This is a genomic window from Clostridium muellerianum (genome assembly GCF_012926525.1).
Taxonomy (GTDB): Bacteria; Bacillota; Clostridia; order Clostridiales; family Clostridiaceae; genus Clostridium_AM; species Clostridium_AM muellerianum.
This window is the reverse complement of the sequence record NZ_JABBNI010000025.1, coordinates 328,952-351,148: the sequence shown is the minus strand read 5'-3', so window position 1 is coordinate 351,148 and position 22,197 is coordinate 328,952. Positions and strand designations below refer to the sequence as shown.

Annotated in this window: 17 protein-coding genes and 2 riboswitches; of the genes, 14 read left to right on the top strand and 3 right to left on the bottom strand. The window is 30.9% G+C overall.

Going from position 1 to position 22,197, the window contains the following annotated elements:
* The first annotated feature begins 105 nt into the window (after nt 1-105).
* The 7 genes from ortB to HBE96_RS14515 all read left to right on the top strand — a co-directional run bounded on the left by ortB (nt 106) and on the right by HBE96_RS14515 (nt 9,665).
* Complete coding sequence (ortB, locus tag HBE96_RS14545; protein ID WP_169298451.1) at nt 106-1,518, top strand: 2-amino-4-oxopentanoate thiolase subunit OrtB; 1,413 nt, start codon at nt 106-108, stop codon at nt 1,516-1,518.
* Nucleotides 1,519-1,532: 14 nt separating this feature from the next.
* Nucleotides 1,533-1,898, top strand: a complete 366-nt coding sequence (locus HBE96_RS14540; RefSeq protein WP_169298450.1) for an ornithine aminomutase subunit alpha — start codon at nt 1,533-1,535, stop codon at nt 1,896-1,898.
* Nucleotides 1,898-4,102 (top strand): D-ornithine 4,5-aminomutase subunit OraE, encoded by a 2,205-nt coding sequence (oraE, locus tag HBE96_RS14535; protein WP_169298449.1) that lies wholly within the window; start codon nt 1,898-1,900, stop codon nt 4,100-4,102. The genes HBE96_RS14540 and oraE overlap by 1 nt, the downstream gene beginning before the upstream one ends.
* A gap of 40 nt (nt 4,103-4,142) precedes the next feature.
* Nucleotides 4,143-5,516, top strand: coding sequence for a GlmL-related ornithine degradation protein (locus HBE96_RS14530; protein WP_169298448.1), 1,374 nt, complete (start codon nt 4,143-4,145; stop codon nt 5,514-5,516).
* A 27-nt stretch (nt 5,517-5,543) separates the two neighbouring features.
* Nucleotides 5,544-6,659, top strand: a complete 1,116-nt coding sequence (gene orr / locus HBE96_RS14525) for an ornithine racemase Orr (RefSeq protein ID WP_169298447.1) — start codon at nt 5,544-5,546, stop codon at nt 6,657-6,659.
* An 85-nt stretch (nt 6,660-6,744) separates the two neighbouring features.
* Nucleotides 6,745-7,800: a 2,4-diaminopentanoate dehydrogenase gene (ord, locus tag HBE96_RS14520; RefSeq protein ID WP_169298446.1), complete on the top strand. Its 1,056-nt coding sequence runs from the start codon at nt 6,745-6,747 to the stop codon at nt 7,798-7,800.
* Nucleotides 7,801-8,258: 458 nt separating this feature from the next.
* Nucleotides 8,259-9,665, top strand: a complete 1,407-nt coding sequence (locus HBE96_RS14515) for an APC family permease (protein ID WP_169298445.1) — start codon at nt 8,259-8,261, stop codon at nt 9,663-9,665.
* Between the two features lie 189 nt (nt 9,666-9,854).
* On the opposite strand, the gene HBE96_RS14510 is transcribed toward HBE96_RS14515, so the two are convergent.
* Nucleotides 9,855-10,136: a hypothetical protein gene (locus HBE96_RS14510; RefSeq protein ID WP_243186941.1), complete on the bottom strand. Its 282-nt coding sequence runs from the start codon at nt 10,134-10,136 to the stop codon at nt 9,855-9,857.
* Between the two features lie 415 nt (nt 10,137-10,551).
* On the opposite strand from HBE96_RS14510, the gene HBE96_RS14505 reads away from it, so the two are divergent.
* On the top strand, nt 10,552-10,971 hold the full coding sequence (locus tag HBE96_RS14505) for a CBS domain-containing protein (protein WP_169298444.1): 420 nt from the start codon (nt 10,552-10,554) through the stop codon (nt 10,969-10,971).
* Between the two features lie 61 nt (nt 10,972-11,032).
* Here HBE96_RS14505 and HBE96_RS14500 read toward each other — a convergent pair whose 3' ends face one another.
* Nucleotides 11,033-11,491 carry a ferritin-like domain-containing protein gene (locus HBE96_RS14500; RefSeq protein WP_169298443.1) on the bottom strand — a complete coding sequence of 153 codons (459 nt, stop codon included), beginning with the start codon at nt 11,489-11,491 and terminating at the stop codon, nt 11,033-11,035.
* Between the two features lie 258 nt (nt 11,492-11,749).
* Between HBE96_RS14500 and HBE96_RS14495 the strand changes: the two genes are divergently transcribed.
* A complete protein-coding gene (locus tag HBE96_RS14495; protein ID WP_169298442.1) occupies nt 11,750-13,864 on the top strand; it encodes a methyl-accepting chemotaxis protein in 2,115 nt (704 codons plus the stop codon).
* A 313-nt stretch (nt 13,865-14,177) separates the two neighbouring features.
* On the opposite strand, the gene trhA is transcribed toward HBE96_RS14495, so the two are convergent.
* A complete protein-coding gene (trhA, locus tag HBE96_RS14490) occupies nt 14,178-14,831 on the bottom strand; it encodes a PAQR family membrane homeostasis protein TrhA (RefSeq protein ID WP_169298441.1) in 654 nt (217 codons plus the stop codon).
* A 773-nt stretch (nt 14,832-15,604) separates the two neighbouring features.
* Nucleotides 15,605-15,776, top strand: a riboswitch (Lysine riboswitch).
* 97 nt (nt 15,777-15,873) lie between these two features.
* Nucleotides 15,874-16,043, top strand: a riboswitch (Lysine riboswitch).
* Between the two features lie 135 nt (nt 16,044-16,178).
* Between trhA and lysA the strand changes: the two genes are divergently transcribed.
* The 5 genes from lysA (at nt 16,179) to dapB (ending at nt 21,549) form a co-directional block, all read left to right on the top strand.
* A complete protein-coding gene (lysA, locus tag HBE96_RS14485; RefSeq protein ID WP_169298440.1) occupies nt 16,179-17,480 on the top strand; it encodes a diaminopimelate decarboxylase in 1,302 nt (433 codons plus the stop codon).
* An 18-nt stretch (nt 17,481-17,498) separates the two neighbouring features.
* The gene (locus HBE96_RS14480; protein ID WP_169298439.1) at nt 17,499-18,704 is read left to right on the top strand and encodes an aspartate kinase; all 1,206 of its coding nucleotides are present in this window, start codon (nt 17,499-17,501) and stop codon (nt 18,702-18,704) included.
* A gap of 186 nt (nt 18,705-18,890) precedes the next feature.
* The gene (locus HBE96_RS14475) at nt 18,891-19,883 is read left to right on the top strand and encodes an aspartate-semialdehyde dehydrogenase (RefSeq protein WP_169298438.1); all 993 of its coding nucleotides are present in this window, start codon (nt 18,891-18,893) and stop codon (nt 19,881-19,883) included.
* A 21-nt stretch (nt 19,884-19,904) separates the two neighbouring features.
* Nucleotides 19,905-20,795 carry a 4-hydroxy-tetrahydrodipicolinate synthase gene (gene dapA / locus HBE96_RS14470; protein ID WP_169298437.1) on the top strand — a complete coding sequence of 297 codons (891 nt, stop codon included), beginning with the start codon at nt 19,905-19,907 and terminating at the stop codon, nt 20,793-20,795.
* A gap of 1 nt (nt 20,796) precedes the next feature.
* Nucleotides 20,797-21,549 (top strand): 4-hydroxy-tetrahydrodipicolinate reductase, encoded by a 753-nt coding sequence (gene dapB, locus HBE96_RS14465; RefSeq protein ID WP_169298436.1) that lies wholly within the window; start codon nt 20,797-20,799, stop codon nt 21,547-21,549.
* The last annotated feature ends 648 nt before the right edge of the window (nt 21,550-22,197 follow it).

Genomic DNA, 22,197 nt, shown 5'->3' with positions numbered 1-22,197 from the left:
TTTTTTTAGATATAGTTAACTTATGAGTGTAACTATCATGTAAACAAATTTTAAAAGAAAATGCTAGCGTTGAAATTGAAATTCGGAAGAGGAGGTCTGTGAACTGTGAATAAATATGAAGAGCTTATGTCAAGAAAAAATGAAATTATGCTTGAATCTGTTGGTATTAATTTTGATAAATATGAAACTGGGGAACTTTCATTTGATTATGAAAGCCTTATGAAAGATGTTGGATATTCTTTAGAAGAAGTTAGAAAAATTCAAAAAGAAGTAGGTGTAGGAGATACCCCATTATTAGAATTAAGAAATCTTACAAAATTAGCAAGAAAGGTATCTAAAACTGGAAAAGCAGCTAGAATATTTGTAAAAGATGAAAGTTGCAATCCATCTGGAAGCTTTAAAGATAGGAGAGCATCAGTATCTGTATATGATGCAATGAAAAGGGGATATAAAGGAGTAGCTGCAGCTACATCAGGAAATTATGGTGCAGCAGTGGCTTCCCAAGCTAATATAAGAGGTCTTAAATGTATAATAGCTAATGAATGTTATGATTCAAGAAAAGTGGGACAACCTGAAATATTAGAAAAAGGAAGAAAATGTGAGGGATATGGTTCAGAAGTAGTTAGACTTACTGTAGGGCCTGAATTATTTTATACTTTCTTAAAAATACTTGAAGATACAGGATATTATAATGCATCGCTGTACTCATCTTATGGTGTAGCTGGCGTAGAAACTTTAGGTGTTGAAATAGTAGAACAATGTAGAGAAAAATTTGGAAAAGATCCTAACGCGGTGGTTATAACTCATGCGGGTGGTGGAAATGTTACTGGAACTGCTAGAGGGCTTATAAAAGCAGGAGCAAAGGATACAAAAGTAATAGGTGCATCTGTAGATTTAAGCGGTTTACACATGGCATCAGATATAGCATTTAATAAAAAGTCTTTTACAACAGGACACACTGGTTTTGGAATACCATTTATGACTAATCCAGATAGGTCAGATGTACCAAGAAGTGCAGCAAGACCTTTAAGATATATGGATAGATATGTAACTATAACTCAAGGAGAAGTATTCTGGATGACTGAGCTTTTAGCCCAATTAGAAGGATTAGAAAGAGGACCTGCTGGAAATACTTCATTAGCATCAGCATTTGTAATTGCTCAGGAATATGAGGATGATGACATAATAGTGGTTCAAGAAACTGAATACACAGGAGCAGGAAAAAGTCCAATAGCACAACTTAATTTTGCAAAGGAAAATGGCATTGAAGTTTTAATAGGAGATCCAAAAGATCAAGTACCAGGTGAAAACATAATAATGCCTTCCCATCCAGGTTTAGTTACTGTAACTGATCAAAACATGGATAACTTAAGAAAATCTTATTTAAAAAATGCTTTTAAGAAAGTAAAAGAAAATAAGATTAAAAAGATAGATTTAGAATTTTTATGTAGTGAGACTAAATTGAGCAAAGAAGATATTACAGAAGCATTAAAACAAAATAATATTGGAATAGAATAGAAGAGGTGAAGATTATGAAAAGAGAAGATGATTATGAAAAAAGAAGAGAACATTTAAAAGATTTAACAGATGAACAACTTTATGATAGGTTTTGGAGCCTTACTTCTGAAATTGTAAAACCTTTAGTTGATTTATCATATCAATATACTTCACCAGCTATTGAGCGTTCAGTACTTTTAAGAATGGGATTTTCTAGCTTAGAAGCACAGCCAATAGTTGAATATGGAACAAAATGGAATTTATTAGGCAAAGGTATAGGAAATGTGGTTTTGATTTATGCAAAATTGAAAAATATGGATTACTTGAAAGCAGGAGAAGAATTATCTAAAGGGATAGGATGGAATTTAGTAGTGGACAAAATGAAAGGCGGTGAAAAATAATGATTGAAAGATTAAAAGAAAATGAAAAGCTTAATGTAGAAGAAATATTAAAAGATTTAGATAAATATGAACCAAAGTGGAGAGGCTGGCATTGGAGAGAGCCTTATGAAGAAGGAAAAGTTGGAGAGTTTACCTATCATGAAATATCTAAACCTTTAAAAAATAGCCAACCTCTTCCAGCAGCAAGAAGTTTTCAAGGTATAGATCCTCAGCCAAGAGCTGTTATTACTACAGAAATAGCCTCAGGAAGATTTGAAGATGATTTAAGAAGAATGAGAATGGCAGCTTGGCACGGAGCTGATCACTTAATGGTTATAAGAACAGCAGGACAAAGCCATTATGATGGGTTAATAGAAGGAACTCCAGAAGGAATAGGTGGTGTACCTATTACAAGAAAAGAAGTTAGAGCTACAAGGAAAGCTATAGATTTATTAGAAGAAGAAGTGGGAAGAAAAATCAATTTTCATTCTTATGTATCTGGTGTAGCAGGACCAGACATTGCAGTTATGTTTGCAGAAGAAGGTGTAAATGGAGCCCATCAAGATCCCCAATATAATGTACTTTATAGAAATATAAATATGTATAGATCTTTCGTAGATGCTGCAGTAGCTAAGAGAATAATGGTATGGGCAGATATGCTTCAGATAGATGGTGCTCATAATGCCAATGCTACAGCTATGAAAGGATATAATGTAATGCCTGAACTTATGGTTCAGCATGCTATAAATTCAAAATTTTCAGAAATGATAGGAATGAAACCAGAAAATATTTCTCTTTCTACAGTACCTCCAACATCAGCACCAGCTCCTTGTATGAGATATGATTTACCTTATGCAGTAGCTTTAAGACAATTATTTGATAGGTATAAAATGAGAGCTCAAATGAACACTAAATATATAGAATCCTGTGAAAGAGAAGCTACAGTAGGGCATGCTTTCAATTTGTTAATATCAGAACTTACTTCAGTAGATATTCAAAGTACTATAACTCCTGATGAAGGAAGAAATGTGCCATGGCATTATAATAATATACATGCTATAAACACAGCTAAACAATCTTTGATAGCTATGGATGGATTAATGGACATGATAGAACTTAAGAAAACTGGATATTTACCTGAAAAAGTAAGAGAGCTTAAAGAAAGAGCAGTTTTATTCTTAGAAGAAATGATAGAAGTTGGTGGGTATTTTAAAGCTGTTGACAGTGGCTTCTTTATAGATTCAGGATTGTATCCAGAGAGAAATGGAGACGGCATTGCAAGAAAAATGGAAGGCGGGGATGCTGTAGGAACTATAGTAAAAAGAGAAGAAGATTATTTTGCGCCAGTTTGTGCACACTTTGGATATAACAATGTACCTAAGGAATATAAAAAGCCTTGTGATGCTATAGGCAAATGTACTTTATGTGATCATTCAAAAATTAAATATATAGACGAACTAGATGAAAATGACAACGTATTCAAGAGAATGGAAAAAGTTAAAGAAGACGGCACTATAGTGCCAGAAGTTCAATGGGCTAAGGATGGATATTTAAAAGTTACTTTATGTATACCTGAAAATGAACAAATTAGTGAAGCAGCAGCTTTAGAAATTGGAAAGAGAATGAATTTGAAGGATGTAGAAATTATACACAAACAAGTGCTTCAAAAATCTGAAGCAACGTTAGTTGAAATTAAAGGAGTGTGTGATTTTAAGCCTGTAAGGAGAGATGAACTTACTCTTCCAAGAAGAAGAAAAACTCTTTCACCAGAAGTAATGAGAGATTATGTAAAAGAACATCCTATAAAAGTTGTTGCAGCTACTGTTGGAGAAGATGAACATTCTGTTGGATTAAGAGAAATTATTGATATTAAACATGGTGGTGTAGAAAGATTTGGTATAGAGGCAATATATCTTGGAACTTCATGCCCTGTAGAAAAGCTTGTAGATGCAGCTATAGAATCAAAAGCTCAAGCTATACTATGTAGTACAATAATTACTCATAATGATGTGCACACAAAGAATATGCAGAAATTGAATGATTTATGTGTAGAAAAAGGTGTAAGAGATAAATTAATTCTTGTATCTGGTGGTACTCAAGTAACAGATGAAATAGCTAAGGGTCATGGTATGGATGTTGGCTTTGGAAGAGGGTCTAATGGTACAGATGTTGCATCTTTTATAATTAAAAAATTAATGGGGCTTAATCCAGATGAAGAAGAATAATTCTTAATTTAAGCAGCAATTGGAATAGGAGGGACTTGTTATGAAAGTAGATTATTTAGTTGCTGAAATAGGTAGTACTACTACACTAGTAACTGCTTTTAATGTGAAACATGACAGCTTTGGAAAAGTATTTGTAGATACTCCTTTTCAGGGAAAAAGCTGCACTACGGTATTAGATGGAGATGTAACTATTGGACTAGAAAATGCAGTAAGGGATATAGAAAATCAAATAAATGAACCTGTCACCTGGGAAAAAATGCTGGCTACTAGCAGTGCTGCAGGGGGACTTAAAATAACTGTACATGGACTTATGGAACAGATGACAGTTAAAGCAGCTAAGGAAGCCGCATTAGGTGCCGGAGGCATAATAAAAATGGTTACTTCGGGAAAAATGAGAAAAGTGGATTTAAAAAGAATACGTGAAATTAACCCTAATATGATAATGATCGCAGGCGGCACAGACTATGGAGAAAGAGAAACAGCGATTTATAATGCAGAACTTATAAGTTCTGCAAGGTTTGGAAAACCCATAGTATACTGTGGAAATATTGAAAATAGAGAAGAAATAAAAGAGATATTTCAGGACCAGGAACTTTACATTATTGACAATGTTTATCCTAGAGTAGATGAATTAAATGTAGAGCCTGCTAGAAAAATAATACAAGAAGCTTTTGAAAAAAATATTATAAAAGCTTCAGGTATGAACAAAATAAAGAGTATGGTAAATGGAAGCATAATGCCAACTCCTGGTGCTGTTATGGAAAGTGCAAAAATACTTTATGATATTATAGGAGATTTAGTGGTTTTAGATGTAGGAGGAGCTACTACAGACGTTCATTCTGTCACCGATGGAAGTAAAATAGTCTTAGATATGCTGGTAAGTCCTGAACCTAAAGCAAAACGAACAGTGGAAGGTGATTTGGGCATTTTTGTAAACAGCAAAAATGTAATAGATTTATTGGATGTTAGAGATCTTGGTGAGCTTAACAAGGATTATATAACAGAGCATATAAAACCTATACCTGAGAAAGTAGAAGACATAAAGGCAAGTCTAATACTTACAAAAAAGGCAGTAGAAGTGGCTATAGGCAGACATGTAGGAACTATAAAAAGAAAATTTGGTGGGGAAAGTGGTTTTATAGCTTATGGTAAAGATTTATCTCAGGTTAAATATATTATAGGAACTGGAGGTGCTCTTACAAGGCTTCCAGAAGGAGAAAAAAATCTTTTAAGTATAAGAGTTTTAAAGGATGAAGTTACTATGTTGCCTAAAAAAGGCGCTAAGGCATTAATAGATAAAGATTATATTATGGCTTCAGCAGGGGTTTTAAGTAGAATCAATAGAGAAGCAGCAGAAGCTCTTTTGAAGCAAAGCTTAAATGTGAATGAAACTATGGAAATTAAAAGTTTTTAAATATTAATAAAAAAGGAGAATTTGTTTATGAAAAGGGAATACCCTTGTGTAGAAATAGATTTGTGCAAGATAACACATAATGCAAAGACAATTCTATCAATGTGCAGCAAAAAAGGTATTGAGGTGGTTGGGGTAACTAAAGTGTTTTGTGCAGAATTATCTGTGGTTCAAGCAATATTGAAAGCTGGAATTACACATTTGGGAGATTCTAGAGTAAAAAATTTAATGAATATGAAAGACATCTGTTGTAAAAAAACTCTTTTAAGAATTTCAATGGAAAGTGAAGCGGAAGAAGTAGTTAAATATAGTGATATAAGTCTTAATTCGGAATTGGAAACTATTAAAGTTTTAGCAAAAGCGGCTAAGAATATTAATAAGGTTCATAATATTATACTTATGGTTGATGTAGGGGATTTAAGAGAAGGTGTACTTGTTAAAGATGTTATTGGAACTGTTAAAGAAATATTAAAGCTTGATAATATAAAGCTAGTAGGTTTAGGAACTAATGTTACATGTTATGGAGGAGTTCTTCCTGATAAAAATAATTTGGGAAAATTGGTAAAGTTAAAAAAAGATATAAAAAATATGTTTGGAATAGAAATTCCAATAATTTCAGGAGGAAATTCCAGCAGCCTTTATATGGTTATGAATGATACTATACCAAAAGAGATTAACCAACTCAGAATAGGAGAAGGAATTTTATTAGGAAGAGAAACAGCTTTTGGCAAACCTATACCTAAGTGCTATGATGATGCTTTTATACTCAAAGGTGAAATTGTAGAAGTTAAAGAAAAGCCAACAGTTCCTACAGGTGAGATAGGAAGAGATGCTTTTGGTGAAAAACCATATTTTAAGGATATAGGAATACGTAAAAGAGCTATTGCAGCTGTAGGAAGGCAGGATATAAAGGTAGATGGACTTACACCTTTAGACGAAAATATAAGCATTTTTGGTGCAAGCAGCGATCATCTAATTTTAGATATTACAGATAGTTCAAAAGTTCTTCAGGTTGGAGATATAGTAGAATTTAAGATGGATTATGGATGTGTTCTTGCTGCTATGACTTCACAGTATGTAAAAAAGTATTATGTAAAAGAATTAAAAGTAGCTAAAGGCAATACAAAGTCAATTAATCTTGCTTAGTGTGAATTTTGTTTTCACACTAAGTTTAGATGAATTATTCAGGGGCATAATTACTGGATAAATTTATTAATTAGGAGGAATTTTTATGAAAAGAAAGATAAAGGTAATAACTTGGGGTTTAGGTTCCATGGGAAGTGGAATAGCTAAAATGATATTAGGAAAAAAAGGGTTTACTATAGTCGGAGCTATTGATATGGACCCTAACAAAGTTGGTAAAAAACTTTGTAACATATTAGATTTAGAGGAAAACGACGACAACTGTTGTATAGTTACAGATAAACCTGAACAGGTTATTAAAAAAGGCTTTGCAGATGTATGCATGATAGCTACAGCTTCCTTTACAAAAGTAGTATTTCCATTAATAAAGATGGCAGCAGAGGCTGGAATGGATGTTGTAACTACAGCTGAAGAAATGTCATATCCAAAGGCTTTAGATCCAGAATTATCAGAGGAAATGGACAAGATAGCAAAAGAAAACAAAGTTTCAATATTGGGAACTGGCGTAAATCCTGGTTTTATTATGGATTTGATTGTTATTGCATTAACGGGTGTTTGTGATAACGTTGATAATATAAATGTAGCTAGAATAAATGATTTGGCTTGTTTCGGTAAAGCCGTTATGGTAGAGCAGGGCATAGGACTTAAAAAAGAAGAATTTATAGAAGGTGTAAAAAATGACACTGTAGCTGGACATGTTGGTTTCTTACAGTCCTTTGGAATGTTTGAAGAAGCTTTTAATGTTAAATTCAATGATGTAAAACAAGAAAAAGAACCAATTCTTACAACTGTTCCACGTTCTACAGAAATAGTATCAGTTAAACCTGGTGATGTAGCAGGGTGCAGACAATTGGGATATGCTTCATTAGGGGATAAAGTGTTCGTTAAAATGGAGCATCCTCAACAAATAAGACCAGAGCTTGAGAATGTGGGAACAGGAGATTATATAACAATAAATGGTGATCCTAAAATAGATCTTCAAATAAAACCAGAAATTCCAGGAGGTATTGCTACTATTGCCATATGTGTTAATATGATTCCTCTTGTAATGAATTCAACACCTGGACTAAAAACTATGTTAGATTTACCAGTGCCAAGAGCTATTATAGGTGATGTGCGAGATATAGTTAATGATAGAGAATAAGTATAATAATTTTATCATATATAAATATATAAGGAAAATTTTCATTAAGTAAAAATTAATTCAGATGAAGTTTATTTTAGTAGTGAGTAAATTTATATAAACTTCATCTGAATTTTACTACAATTTATTAGTTGAATAGAAAATGTTTAATTTTACAACTTTAAAATAAATTTTCAGAAAAGTCATAAAAAAGATGAATTTTGAATAAAATAATTCATTACATATCGGTAGATTATTGCCAATAAAAACAGCTGTTAGAGAGTCAGTAAGCTAAGCGCTGTAAGTAATAACCTTGATTTTAACTTTTCTTACTCCCTAAAACTTTATCAAAGTAAATTTCAAAAAATTATACACTTAAAACTAAAATCATATAAATATGCAGGATAACTTGTATATGTAATCATTGATAATGTAAAGTTTAATAAAATAAAAATAAAAAAACTGAGGGGGATTATCTAATGAATCTATTTAGGAAGAGGAGTGTAGAAGACTTTAGAGAGATAACAGAGGGGAGTGGTTTAAAAAGAAAGCTAACAGCTTTTGATATAGCAGCTCTTGGCGTTGGATCGGTAATAGGAACAGGTATATTTGTGGCAACAGGTCAAGGGTCAAAGCTTGCAGGCCCAGCAGTAATAATGTCATATGTAATAGCGGCCATAACAAGTGCGTTGTGTGCCCTTACTTATGCGGAACTTGCTACTATGTTTCCTGTTTCAGGTAGTACTTATTCTTATACTTACGTGGCTTTTGGTGAAATTATAGCATGGATTATTGGATGGAATTTGATATTAGAATATCTTGTTGTTTCAGCTACTATAGCATCAGGATGGTCATCAACGTTAGTAGGAATTTTCGAAGCTTATAATATACATTTGCCTAAAATGTTGATAAATTCTCCACTAGCAGGTGGTATAGTGGATTTACCAGCTATTATAATAATGGCTATTGTAACCTGGTTACTTTATATAGGGGTATCTGAAAGTGCCAAAGTAAATAATATTATAGTTGTAATAAAGGTAAGTGTAATACTTATATTCATAGCTCTTGGAATAACTCATGTAAATCCTGCAAACTACCATCCATTTGCACCTTATGGTTTTAAGGGAATAATGTCAGGTGCAGCAATTATATTTTTTGCATACATTGGTTTTGACGCAGTTTCTACTGCTGCAGAAGAAACAATTAATCCTAAAAGAGATATTCCACTTGGATTAGGAATTTGTATGGTTGTAATTATTATACTGTATATAGCTGTTTCTTTTACACTTACGGGAATGGTTCCATATAAAGAGATAGATGTAAATAATGCTCTTCCAGCTGCATTAAGACGAATAGGAATTAACTGGGGTTCATCGTTAGTTGCTGTGGGAGCTATTATAGGAATGATATCTGCTTTAATTGTAACCACATATGGTCAGGTAAGAATATTTATGGCTATGTCAAGAGATGGGCTAATACCAAAATCCCTTGCTAAAATATCAGGAAAACATGGGACTCCTGGAATGTGTACCATAATAACAGGTACTTTAACTGCTATTATAGGAGGTCTTTTACCATTGACTGTACTTATGGATTTATGTAATATAGGTACACTATCTGCTTTTGTAATTGTATCAATAGGTGTTATTGTTTTAAGAAAAACCATGCCAGATGTTGAAAGAAAATTTAAATGTCCAGGAGTACCTTTTACACCTATAGTAACAATACTTTTTTGCTTTTATTTAATGGCAAGTCTACCTGTAGTTACCTGGATTAGATTTGCCGTATGGACGGTAATTGGCATTTCAATTTACTTCTTATATGGCAGGAAACATAGCACATTGAATAGTGATCAGGATATTAGCGGACACGTAGGAAAGTATTAGAAGTGTATGTTAGCATTAATATAAGATTTCCAAATTAAGCACATTAAACAAAGTTAAGAGTAAATAGGTTTAACCCTTAACTTTGTTTATTTTGTTTTTCATCCAATAGTATACATCCATTAAATTCTTTATTTTAAAAGATATATGACAAGGATGTTAAGTACTGGATAATTTTAAATAGAAATTAGCCTATCTACCCCAGCCACCCCAGCCGCATGGGTTAGGCATACAGGAAAAAGGAGCGCAAGAAATAGGATAGAATGGGAAACATCCACAATTTGAGGAACATCCACAACTTGAGAAACACCCACAACTTGGGAAACAACATCTGCGACGACGATGATGATGTCCTCTGAAACCTATATCTCCATATTCAAAATCTTCTTCAGGACTGAAATCTTCATCTTCTTCCCTAAGATAAGGATATGACATTGGATAATATGGATACATTTCTTCGTAATAAGGATACATTTAAATTCCTTCCTTCAAAAATTATTATAATATATACTATGCTGATAGTAAAAAATTGTGATTAAAAGAAGCTATAATATTTAGGCATCTTCAAAAAAATAATAAGTCCATCTACTAGTCTATTTTGAGTCATGCGGCGTCGGCAGAACCCTTAGATAGTTCAACTATCTGCGGAACCTGCCTCCTTGCCTGACACAAAATATCCTTCGCATGTGGACTTATTATTTTCTTTCAGATGCCTTACTTAATAAAATATTAAGAATTAGTTTATTGAGTTTTAATAAATTAAGAAGTATAATGTATTTGTAACTATATAGCATAGTAATAATAATGTGTAAAGGTGGATCCAATGAAAGTTTATTCATTTATAGTTAAAAACATACATAAAATGATAAAGGAAGGTAGATGAGGGAATATGAACATAGCATTTTTCTTGACTCCTAAAAATGAAGTAGTATGTGAAAATATAAATTCAACTATGAGACAAGCTCTTGAAAGAATGGAGTATCATAGGTATACAGCTATACCTATTTTAGATGACAGAGGAAAATATGTAGGCACTCTTACGGAAGGGGACTTACTTTGGAAATTAAAGAATACCCAAAATTTAGGTTTCAAAGACACAAATAAAATAAAGTTAAATGATATACCAAGAAGAATGATAAATAAACCTGTTCATATTAATTCTAATATAGAGGATTTGTTTTATACTTCTGTAAATCAGAATTTTGTTCCTGTAGTGGATGATAATGATATATTTATAGGAATAATAAAAAGAAGCGATATAATAAATTATTGCTACGAAAATTTTTTGAAAACTAGGGAAAGAGTTTAATCATAACATAATGCGAAGCTTTGCTTCGCATTATGCTTATATTGTAAAAAAATATGATTTTTTACTTTAACATTGAATATAAGTAAACGAATCTTGTAGCGTGTTCTTGCTCATCAGTTATAATTTCAAAAAGTTTATCCCTCATATTTGGATTCTTTAACATAGAATGAATTTCTCTATAGAGTTCTACTGCTTCTAATTCTCCATCGATACTGGTTTGAACTGCTGATATAAGATTATCATATTTTTCAATATTAGTTGGTAGTGGAATGTTTATCTTTCTTCCTGTAAGTTGAGTGTAAATCTGATTAAACATTTTATAGTGTTTGATTTCATCATCATATGCAAACTTTATCTGTTTTTTTACTGTAGGGTCATCAGTCATTTCCATCATCATTCCATATTTTACCCTATCATGTCTTTCATCTTTCATAGCTTCAATAAGCAATTCCATTAATGATCTTACTCTATACATATTTTCTATTGGATTAAAATAATTAAAATCCATATTATAATACAAAATTAATTCCTCCTAATATCTTAATCTACAATTTATTATATGTTGCATTTCATAATAAAGTGAAACTTATTATATAGCTATTAGATTTTTTACTAAAAAACAATTAAGTTACAGTATAAAAAAATACATTTAGTGAGCAATGTTGTGTAAAATAAATAGAAAAATAAATAAAAATAAATAAAAATAAAGGAAAACAATGAAAAATGTAGAATATTTGTATAGAACTATTATATACAATTTTAAGGGAGGACAAATAGTATGTTTAAAAAATTAGATTTAGCAACCAAATTAAGTATTATACTTGGTACTATAATATTTATTGGAATTTTGCTTATAGGAGGGATTACACTTAAAAAGGTTAAACAAAATTGTTATAATCAAGCAAGTCAGCAAGCAAAAGAAGTATCAAATGCTTTTGCAAAAGATATAAATGGAGATTTAAAAGTATCACAGGCTACTGTTGAAGGAATAAGAAATACAGTTCTATTTTCTAAAAAATCAGGAAGTTTAAGCAGGGAACAGGTAATTGAACTTTTAAGAAATGAACTAAAGAATAATAAACAGATATTAGGAATATATACAGCTTGGGAACCTAATGCATTTGATGGCAAGGATAGCAGTTATATAAATAAAGATGGACATGATGCTACAGGTAGATTTATTCCATATCTTGTAAGGGAAAATGCAAATATAAAATTAGAAGCTTGTGCAAATTATGATAAGGAAGGTGAAGGAGAGTATTATTTTCTTCCTAAAAAAACGAAAAAGACTTGTTTAATAGAGCCTTATACATATAAGATAGATGGTAAAGATACTTTAATTACATCTTTAACTGTACCTATATTTGATGATAATGGAGTCTTTATGGGAGTTTTAGGAGCAGATGTGGAATTAAAAAGTCTTCAGGAGGTTACTAATCAAGCAAAACCAATGGGTGGATATGCATCAATAATTACAGATAAAGGTAAAGTTGTTGCACATGGTAAAAAAACAGAATTAATTAATAAAAATATAGTGGATGAGGATAAAAGTGAACAAGATAGTATTGGAAAAGTTTCTAAAGGAGAAAGTTTTCAAATACATAAAAAAGATGTGGAAACAGGTTTAATATCTTTAAAAGCATATTCCCCTATAATTTTAAATGGAGTAGATAACAAGTGGACATTTGTTTCAATAATTTCAGATTCACAAATGTATGTTGATTATAATCAACTTTTTAAAATAATAATGAGTTTAAATATAGTTATTACTTTAGCAGTAATTGTATTTATATTTATGCTTATTAAAAAAATTATTAATCCTATAAGTGTTGAGTGTGAGCATTTAGAGGTGCTTTCTAATGCAGATTTTACTAGAGAAGTGCCTCAAAAGTTTTTAAATAGTGAGGATGAAATAGGTAGTCTTGCGAAATCCATTGATAAAATGCAAAATTCTATTCGAGAACTTGTTATGGGGGTTAAGTCAGAATCATCAAATGTTAAAAATGTAGTTACTGATACTGTAAAGTATATGCAAGAATTAAATTCAAATATAGAAGAAGTTGCATCAACTACTGAAGAATTATTATCAGGTATGGAAGAAACAGCAGCATCTACAGAAGAGATGAATGCTACGTCAAGTGAAATAGAAAGAGCAGTAGAAGTTATAACTATTAAGTCTAAGGAAGGTGAAGAATCAGCTAAAGAAATTGATAATAGAGCAAAAGAACTTAAAATGAAGTTTTTTGAATCGCAAAAGCAAGCAACAGAAGTTTATGAAGAAACTAAGAAAAAACTACAAAGTGCTTTAGATGAATCCAAATCTGTTGAGGAAATAAGGACTCTTTCAAATACCATAATGGAGATAACAGAACAAACTAATCTTTTAGCGCTTAATGCTTCAATAGAAGCAGCAAGGGCAGGTGAGGCTGGTAAAGGCTTTGCAGTTGTTGCAGATGAAATAGGGAATCTTGCAGAAAATTCTAAAGATGCAGCTGTAAAGATTCAAGAAATAACAAACAAGGTTATAGGTTCAGTAAATAGTCTTTCACAAAGCGCAAATGGCATGATGAATTATATGGCAAATGATGTTAAAAAAGATTATAAAACTATGCTTGATGCAGCAGATAAGTATAGTGTAGATGCAGATTTTATAAAAAACATGGTTTCAGAATTCAATGATGTATCAAATCAAATTTTTGATGCTATTAAGAATATGTCAATAGTAATAGAAGGTGTGACTACTGCGGCAAATGAAGGGGCAAATGGAGTTTCTAATGTTGCAGAGAAATCTACTATAGTAGCACAAAAATCAGAGGAAGTTAAACAACTTTCAAACAAAGCTAAAGAGGGAAATGAAAAACTTGAAGAACTGGTTTCAAGGTTCAAAATATAATAATATAAAGAACAGAACATTTGAATATACCTTAACTATTAGAAAATTTTCATTACTAAATGAGCTTGCTGATAAACTGTTTTATGGGCAGGATTTTACTTGTTACACAAAAAGTTATGGATTAAATCAATATTAGGCATCTTCAAAAAAATAATAAGTCCATCGACTAGTCTATTTTGCGTCATGCGGCGTCAGCAGAACCCTTAGATAGTTCACTATCTGCGGAACCGACCTCCTTGCCTGACACAAAATATCCTTCACATCTGGACTTATTATTTTCTTTCAGATGCCTTATTTGATTTAAACCATAATTTTATATAACATATTTTAGAACACATATATAGTGACTGAAACTACCTAATAGTACAAATATGTGAAATATTTCATGAAATCCTAATATTTTTATGTTTAACTTTGGCCATTTGGCAGCATATATAATCCCTCCAACAGTATAAAATATCCCTCCAAGTAGCAACCATACTACACCACTTATTGAAAGAACTTTTGAAATAGGAGATATAACAAAGATTGCTAGCCAACCCATACCAATATAAAATGAGGTAGAAATCCATCGGGGAAGATTAAACCACACCATCTTAAACAATATGCCAAGTGCTGCCATTGACCATACAGTAACAAATAAAACCCATCTTAAGGTACCACTTAAAGCTATTAGGCATATAGGAGTGTAAGTACCAGCAATAAGTATAAATATCATAGAATGATCTAATCTTCTTAAAAATTTAATTACCTTTTCTGAAGAATTTACCAGATGGTAAACGGAACTTGCGGTATATAAAAATATTAAGCTTAAACCAAATATTATAACACCTGTAAGTTTAAGACCACTTATAGATGAGGATGAAAATACAACCTTCGTTATAAGTAAAATTAACCCTACTAGTGATACAATGGCTCCAAACATATGAGTAAAACCATTAACAGGTTCTCTAAAAATTTTTTTCATAATATTACCTCCATATAATTAAAATTGAAAGCATTTTTCAATTTGTATGTCAAGTGAGTCATGAAAGAACCTATCCAATGGCGTAGCAGCTGTTAACTAAAATCTAAGAAAAAGCAGAAAACCAAAATCTATGATTTTGTGCCAATCATTTTCACTTCGTAGAATAGGAGCGTTACAGATGATAGCCAACGGATAAAAATTGTTTAAAGTAGCATTTATCATATCTAAATAAATTATATATAAATTTATTATGTACTACTATATATATTATATAACTAATATATATAATTTCAATTTATAACTAATGTTAAAATGTAAGCTAATTAACCGTTTAATAATAAATTTCTTCGAAATACTTCAGAATGCTTCAAATACATATACAACAAGATGTAGTTTTCAAAACTATATCTTGTTGTATATGTATATTATACGTTTCTATATCTTAAAAATATGATAATAAATTAAAAAGTTAAGTTAGTGGTATTAAAATTAATTTTAATACGAGAAATAGTGATATTGTGTTAAGAATTTATTTAGTACAAAAGAAAGTATATTAAATAATTACTAAATTAATTTTGAATATTTAGAATATATAAATTTTTAATTTGCAATATAAACCTTAAAATCCAGTAAACTCATAGTCTATGTAAGATATTAAAAACAAAATAAAAGTATAAATATACAGAAATATAAAAAAAGTAGTTGACTATATGAATATAATTTGTTAAACTTCTAAACATACTAAGCGTGATTAAAAACTGAATAAATAAACAATATGATATAGAGGCCGCGGTTGTTATGAGTACTGATAATTTAATAAATTATAGGAAAGGAACACTCGCCGAAATGCATAAAATGTTGATTTTATGCATTGGGATTATACTGAATAAGTATAGTACTGTCTTTAAAAAATTGCCCGATTTTTTAAAGGAGTGCTTGTCATATTGGGGCAAAAGGTTTTGTTGTTGTACATAACAGTTGTGAGTGCCTTTTGCTCATAACTGTTTTTTATTTACCAAAAAAACTAAATTTAATATAAACAATATGGTATAGAGGCTGCGGTTGTCATAAGTAATGTATATTTAAAATACAGGAAAGGGATATCTGCCGAAGTGCATAGACATTAAAGTTGATGTACTGGGACTATGCTGAATAAGTATGGTACTGTCTTTAGAAAATAGCCCAATTTTTTAAAGAAGTGCTTATCATATTGGGGCAAAAGGTTTTATTGTTATACAAACAGTTATGAGTACCTTTTGCTCATAACTGTTTTTGTTTTATTCATGTTAGGTTTGAGAACAATTAATTTAAAAATTACGTATAAAATTAAGAAAAGAGGAAGATAGCATGAAATTATTTGGAACTATGAATGTGAATAGTAAAGGACATCTAGAAATAGGAAAATGTGATACTTTAGAATTAGTAAAAGAATTTGGAACTCCTCTATATGTAGTAGATGAAAGGTTAGTTAGAAATACTTGTAGGGAATTTAAAGAAAACTTTAAAATAGAAGGTATTGATTCTGAAGTTATATATGCATCCAAAGCATTTTTAAATTTAGCTATTTGTAAGGTTATCTATGAAGAAGGATTGTGCTTAGATGTGGTATCAGGAGGAGAACTTTATACAGCTTTAAAAATAAATTTTCCTGTAAGTAGGATTTATATGCATGGGAATAATAAAACAGAAGATGAATTAACTATGGCTATTGAAGCTGGAATAGAAAGAATAGTAGTAGATAATAGAGAAGAATTAGGAAATATTGAATATTTATGCAAAAAATTAAACAAAAAAGTTGATGTGCTTTTAAGGGTAAATCCAGGAATAGAAGCTCATACTCATGAGTACATTCAAACTTCAAAAAATGATTCGAAGTTTGGAGAGTCTATATTTGATGAAAATATGGGTGAAATTATAAAAAAATTTCAGAATAGTGGGAATGTAACTTTAAAGGGATTTCATTGTCACATAGGTTCTCAAATTTTTGAAGAAAAATCATTTTACTCAGAAGTTTCAGAAATGATTAAGTTTTTAGTAAGAATGAAAAGTCAGTATGGATTTAGTACTGAAGAGTTAAATTTAGGAGGAGGCTTTGGGGTATATTACTCTGAGGGTGATAAACCTGTTGATTTAAAAAGTTGTCTTAAAAACATGCTTTCAATACTTAAAGAAGAAGCGCAAAAATCAGGTTTAAATATTAGAAAGGTTATGATAGAACCAGGCAGATCAATAATTGCTAATGCAGGTACTACTTTGTATAAAGTAGGAGGAACTAAAAAAACTTATGGTGGTAAGCAGTATGCATTTATAGATGGAGGTATGACAGATAATCCAAGAACAGCATTATATGATGCAAAATATGAGGCTGTAGTTGCAAATAAAATTAATTCAGAAAATATTGAAAAGTACACATTAGCAGGTAAATGCTGCGAATCTGGGGACATAATAATAAAAGAAATTGAACTTCCCAAGGTTGAAAAGGAAGATATTTTAGCAGTATTAAGTACTGGAGCATATAATTACAGCATGTCCAGCAATTACAATAGAATACCTAAGCCAGCAGTAGTATTTGTTAAAGAAGGTGAAGCTAGACTGGCAGTAAAAAGAGAAACTTATGAAGATATTATTAGAAACGATATATTGATTTAATAAAGGAGGTAATGAACGTTGATTACAATAGTACAAAAATATGGTGGAACATCTGTAGGAACAATAGATAAAATAAAGGCTGTTGCGAAAAAAGTAATAGAGAGAAAGAAGCAGGGCAATGACATTGTAGTAGTAGTTTCTGCTATGGGTAAGACTACAGATAAACTTATAGATATGGCAAAGGAAATTTCTGAAAATCCTAGTAAAAGGGAAATGGATATGCTTATATCAACTGGAGAACAAGTAACAATTGCACTATTATCTATGGCATTTCAAGAGTATGGATATGACTCGGTATCATTAACAGGATTTCAAGCTGGAATAAGAACAGGAGGAGTTCATACTAAAAATAGAATATTTGATATAGATATTAAAAATGTAGAAAATCATTTAAAAGATGGAAAGATAGTTGTAGTTGCCGGATTTCAGGGTATGAATGAAAATGGAGATATAACAACTTTAGGAAGAGGTGGCTCAGATACTACTGCTGTAGCATTAGCTGCAAAGCTTAATTGCACCTGTGAAATATATACTGACGTAGATGGAATATATGGTGTTGATCCAAGAATTTGGCCTAATGCAAAGAAGTTGGATTATATAAGCTATGAAGAAATGATGGAAATGGCAAGCTTAGGGGCTGGTGTTATGGAAACAAGAGCAGTGGAAATAGGATGTAAATATAAAATTCCTATTTATGTAGCATCAACACATGGAAACCGAAAAGGAACTTATATAAAGGAGTATGATGAAACAATGGAAGAAAAAGTAATAACAGGCCTTTCAATTAGTGATGACGTTCTTATGGTTACAGTTAACAATGTACCATATAATGCTAAAAATATATCAATAATATTTGACAAGTTGGCTAAACATCATGTAAATATCGATATGATAAGTCAAACAGCACCGTTTAATGGATATATAAATGTTTCCTTTACTGCATCCAGGGAAGATGTAAATACGATTAACGATGTTGAAAAAGAATTAAATGCTGAAATACAAGGTATTAAAGTTTCCAAGGAATCAGACATTACAAAATTATCTGTAGTTGGAATAGGTATGATGAAGCAGTCTGGAGTTGCAGCTTCTATATTTACCATATTTTCAGAAAATGATATTGAATTTAAGCAGGTAACTACTTCAGAAATAAGTATATCTTATACTTTAGATTCAAAGGATAAACAAAAAGCGGTAACAGTTTTAGCAGAAAAATTAAACTTATAGAAGTTAATAACTTAACTTTCGCACACATAAAGTTTTGACTTAATATGAGCATAATGCAACACAACTGCAAGTAGCCGAAGAAATTTTCACCGCCCTTTGTATCGCATTGTTTTTAAACTGCGGAAGTTGAACTCTTAATTATTAGATCTTAATTATTAACTGAAAAATATGTATGAGGTGATTGAAATGAAAAAAGCAAATATTGCTATTGTTGGGGCAAGTGGAATGGTTGGAAGAACATTTTTAAAAGTATTAGACGAAAGAAATTTTCCTATTGATAATTTATACCTTTTTGCATCAAAGAAATCTGCTGGAAGCAAGATGGAGTTTAGAGGTAAAGAATATGTAGTAGAAGAATTAAATGAAGATTCATTTAAAAGAGATATAGATATAGCATTATTTTCTGCTGGTGGAGATATTAGTAAAAAATTTGCTCCTATAGCAAAAGAAAATGGAGTAACAGTAGTAGATAACAGCAGTGCATGGAGAATGGATAAAGACATTCCCTTAGTAGTACCAGAAGTGAACCCAGAAGATGTAAAGAAAAATACAGGAATTATTGCAAATCCTAATTGTTCCACTATTCAATGTGTAGTGCCACTTAAAGTATTGCATGATGCATTTAAAATAAAGAGAATAATTTATTCTACTTATCAGGCAGTTTCTGGATCAGGAGTTGGTGGAATAAAGGATTTAGAAAATGGTATAAAAGGAGAAACACCTAATAAATATTCTTACCAAATAGCTTACAATTGCCTTCCTCATATAGATGTATTTATGGAGAATGGATACACAAAAGAAGAAATTAAAATGATAGAAGAAACTAAAAAGATATTAAATGATTATGATTTAAAGATAACAGCAACTACAGTTAGAGTTCCAGTGAGATATGGACACAGTGTTTCTATAAATTTGGAATTTGAAAAACCTTTTGAACTAGATAAGGTATTTGAACTTTTAGGAAACGCTAACGGAATAATTTTACAGGATGATGTTAAAAATACGGTTTATCCAATGCCAATAAATGCTGAAGGAACTGATGAAGTTTATGTTGGAAGAATAAGAAGAGATTTTAGTATAGAAAATGGGCTTAATTTATGGGTTGTAGCTGACAATATAAGAAAAGGCGCAGCTACAAATACAGTTCAAATAGCAGAAGTATTAGTTAAAAATCTTTAATTTATTTTAGGAGGGTTATTTATGTGTTTATTTGAGGGATGCGGAGTAGCGTTAGTTACTCCATATACAGAAAGCGGTATAGACTATGAAAAATTAGGTGAATTAATAGATTGGCAAATAGAAAATAAAACAGATGCAATAATTATATGTGGAACTACTGGTGAAGCTGCAACTATGAGTGATGCGGAGAGAAAAGAAACCATAGAATTTGCAGTTAAGAGAGTAGACAAGAGAATACCAGTTATAGCAGGTACTGGAAGCAATAACACGGCTTATTCCATAGAATTAAGTAAGTATGCAGAGGAAGTAGGAGTTGATGGATTGCTACTTGTAACTCCTTATTATAATAAGAGTACACAAAAAGGCGTTATAGAACATTTTAAAGCTATAGCAAGCAGCGTGGAACTTCCTGTTATTCTTTATAATGTTCCAGGAAGAACAGGTATGAATTTAAAGGCAGAAACAGTGTATGAGCTGTCAAAGGTTGAAAATATAGTAGCCATAAAAGAAGCTAGCGGTGATATAGTTTTGGCAGCTGATATTGCTAGATTATGTGGAGAAGATTTTGCTATCTATAGTGGAAATGATGATATGGTAGTTCCTATATTGTCCCTTGGAGGTAAAGGTGTAATTTCAGTAGTTGCTAATATACTACCAGGGGATACTCACAACATGGTTATGGAATATTTAAATGGCAATGTTAAAGAAGCAAGAAAACTGCAGCTTAAAATGAATGGAGTTATACATGCATTATTTATAGAGATAAATCCTATTCCTGTTAAAACTGCTATGAACCTTATGGGAATGAATGTTGGAAAATTGAGAATGCCTTTAACTACTATGGAAGATAAAAATAAGAAGGTATTAATAGACAATATGGAAGAATACGGTATAGAAGTAAAGGAGAAATAAGATGTTAAAGGTGATAATAAGTGGATGCAATGGAGCTATGGGACAAGTTTTAGCTAAGACCATAGAATCAATGGAAAATACTGAAATATCTGTGGGCATAGATAAAAATGTAGATAGATGTAAAAATAATTATGATGTGTATAGTGATATATGTGATTATAAAGGAACTGCAGATGTGATCATTGATTTTTCTAATCCAGCTGGTTTAGAAAACTTGTTAAATTACGGAATTGAAAACAAAACCCCAATAGTAATAGCAACAACAGGGCTTTCTTCTGAAAATGTGGATAGTATAAAAAAAGCTTCTGAAAAAATAGCTGTATTTCAATCAGGAAATACTTCACTTGGAATTAATGTGTTAACTAGTTTGGTAAAAAAGGCAGCAGCTTCCTTAAGTGAAAGCTTTGATATAGAAATTATAGAAAAACATCATAATAAGAAGGTTGATGCACCTAGTGGAACTGCCTATATGATAGCTAATGCAATAAATGATGAATTAAATAACTCAAAAGAGTTCATATATGGCAGAGAAGGAATAAGAAAAAGAGAAAAAAATGAAATTGGCATACATTCAGTTCGTGGAGGTACTATAGCGGGTGAACATACTGTTATATTTGCAGGTACGGATGAAATAGTAGAAATAAAACATACTGCAATGTCTAAAAACATATTTGCTCAAGGAGCAGTGAAAGCTGCTAAATATCTTGTTAATCAGGATAAAGGTCTATATAATATGGATGATTTATTAAGTTAATCTTAATGATTAATTTGAAGATAATGTAAACTTTAGCTACTTTTATTATAAAAACTTTAATAATAACATAAAATTAGATTGTATAAGTAATTTATAGAGGCGAATATAATATGAGTTTTATATTTAGTTTAATACTACTTGCCTTAGTTATAATTCCTATTATAGTTGAGTGTATTAAAACAAATAGAAAACATAAGTTGCTGCCAATTCTTATTTATTTCAATTTAATAATCATATCTTTTCTCGAAAGATTAAGTGTTAATAGACATTTAATAATACTAGCATTATGTGCTAACTTAGTTTTTGTAATTAGATTTATATATATGGAATATAATGATAGGTATGAAAGTAAAAAATGGTGAGATGTTATATATTAAAAAATAGGTTTTAGCTTTTAAAAAATGGGGCTGTAGCATTAAGAAAATTATATACAATATATTGACTTGTAAATAAATTACAAGAACAGTATGTTGTAATGTTTATTCTTAGTGTCACAGCGCTTTTTTTGTGCATAAAAGAAAACAATCAGCTTACCAAAGCTGTTAACCAAAATACATAATTTTAGTAAGTCGATGGACATTTATTAATACAGTACAAGTAAATTAGTTGATGATATGGATAATCAAGTATTACGAGGAATGGTTTTAA

Bases quoted from the DNA above. Each gene is read 5' to 3' on its own strand.
- HBE96_RS14540 (WP_169298450.1), top strand. From the start codon at position 1,533: ATGAAAAGAGAAGATGATTATGAAAAAAGAAGAGAACATTTAAAAGAT.
- oraE (WP_169298449.1), top strand. From the start codon at position 1,898: ATGATTGAAAGATTAAAAGAAAATGAAAAGCTTAATGTAGAAGAAATA.
- HBE96_RS14530 (WP_169298448.1), top strand. From the start codon at position 4,143: ATGAAAGTAGATTATTTAGTTGCTGAAATAGGTAGTACTACTACACTA.
- orr (WP_169298447.1), top strand. From the start codon at position 5,544: ATGAAAAGGGAATACCCTTGTGTAGAAATAGATTTGTGCAAGATAACA.
- ord (WP_169298446.1), top strand. From the start codon at position 6,745: ATGAAAAGAAAGATAAAGGTAATAACTTGGGGTTTAGGTTCCATGGGA.
- HBE96_RS14515 (WP_169298445.1), top strand. From the start codon at position 8,259: ATGAATCTATTTAGGAAGAGGAGTGTAGAAGACTTTAGAGAGATAACA.
- HBE96_RS14510 (WP_243186941.1), bottom strand. From the start codon at position 10,136: ATGTATCCTTATTACGAAGAAATGTATCCATATTATCCAATGTCATAT.
- HBE96_RS14505 (WP_169298444.1), top strand. From the start codon at position 10,552: ATGAACATAGCATTTTTCTTGACTCCTAAAAATGAAGTAGTATGTGAA.
- HBE96_RS14495 (WP_169298442.1), top strand. From the start codon at position 11,750: ATGTTTAAAAAATTAGATTTAGCAACCAAATTAAGTATTATACTTGGT.
- trhA (WP_169298441.1), bottom strand. From the start codon at position 14,831: ATGAAAAAAATTTTTAGAGAACCTGTTAATGGTTTTACTCATATGTTT.
- lysA (WP_169298440.1), top strand. From the start codon at position 16,179: ATGAAATTATTTGGAACTATGAATGTGAATAGTAAAGGACATCTAGAA.
- HBE96_RS14475 (WP_169298438.1), top strand. From the start codon at position 18,891: ATGAAAAAAGCAAATATTGCTATTGTTGGGGCAAGTGGAATGGTTGGA.
- dapA (WP_169298437.1), top strand. From the start codon at position 19,905: ATGTGTTTATTTGAGGGATGCGGAGTAGCGTTAGTTACTCCATATACA.
- dapB (WP_169298436.1), top strand. From the start codon at position 20,797: ATGTTAAAGGTGATAATAAGTGGATGCAATGGAGCTATGGGACAAGTT.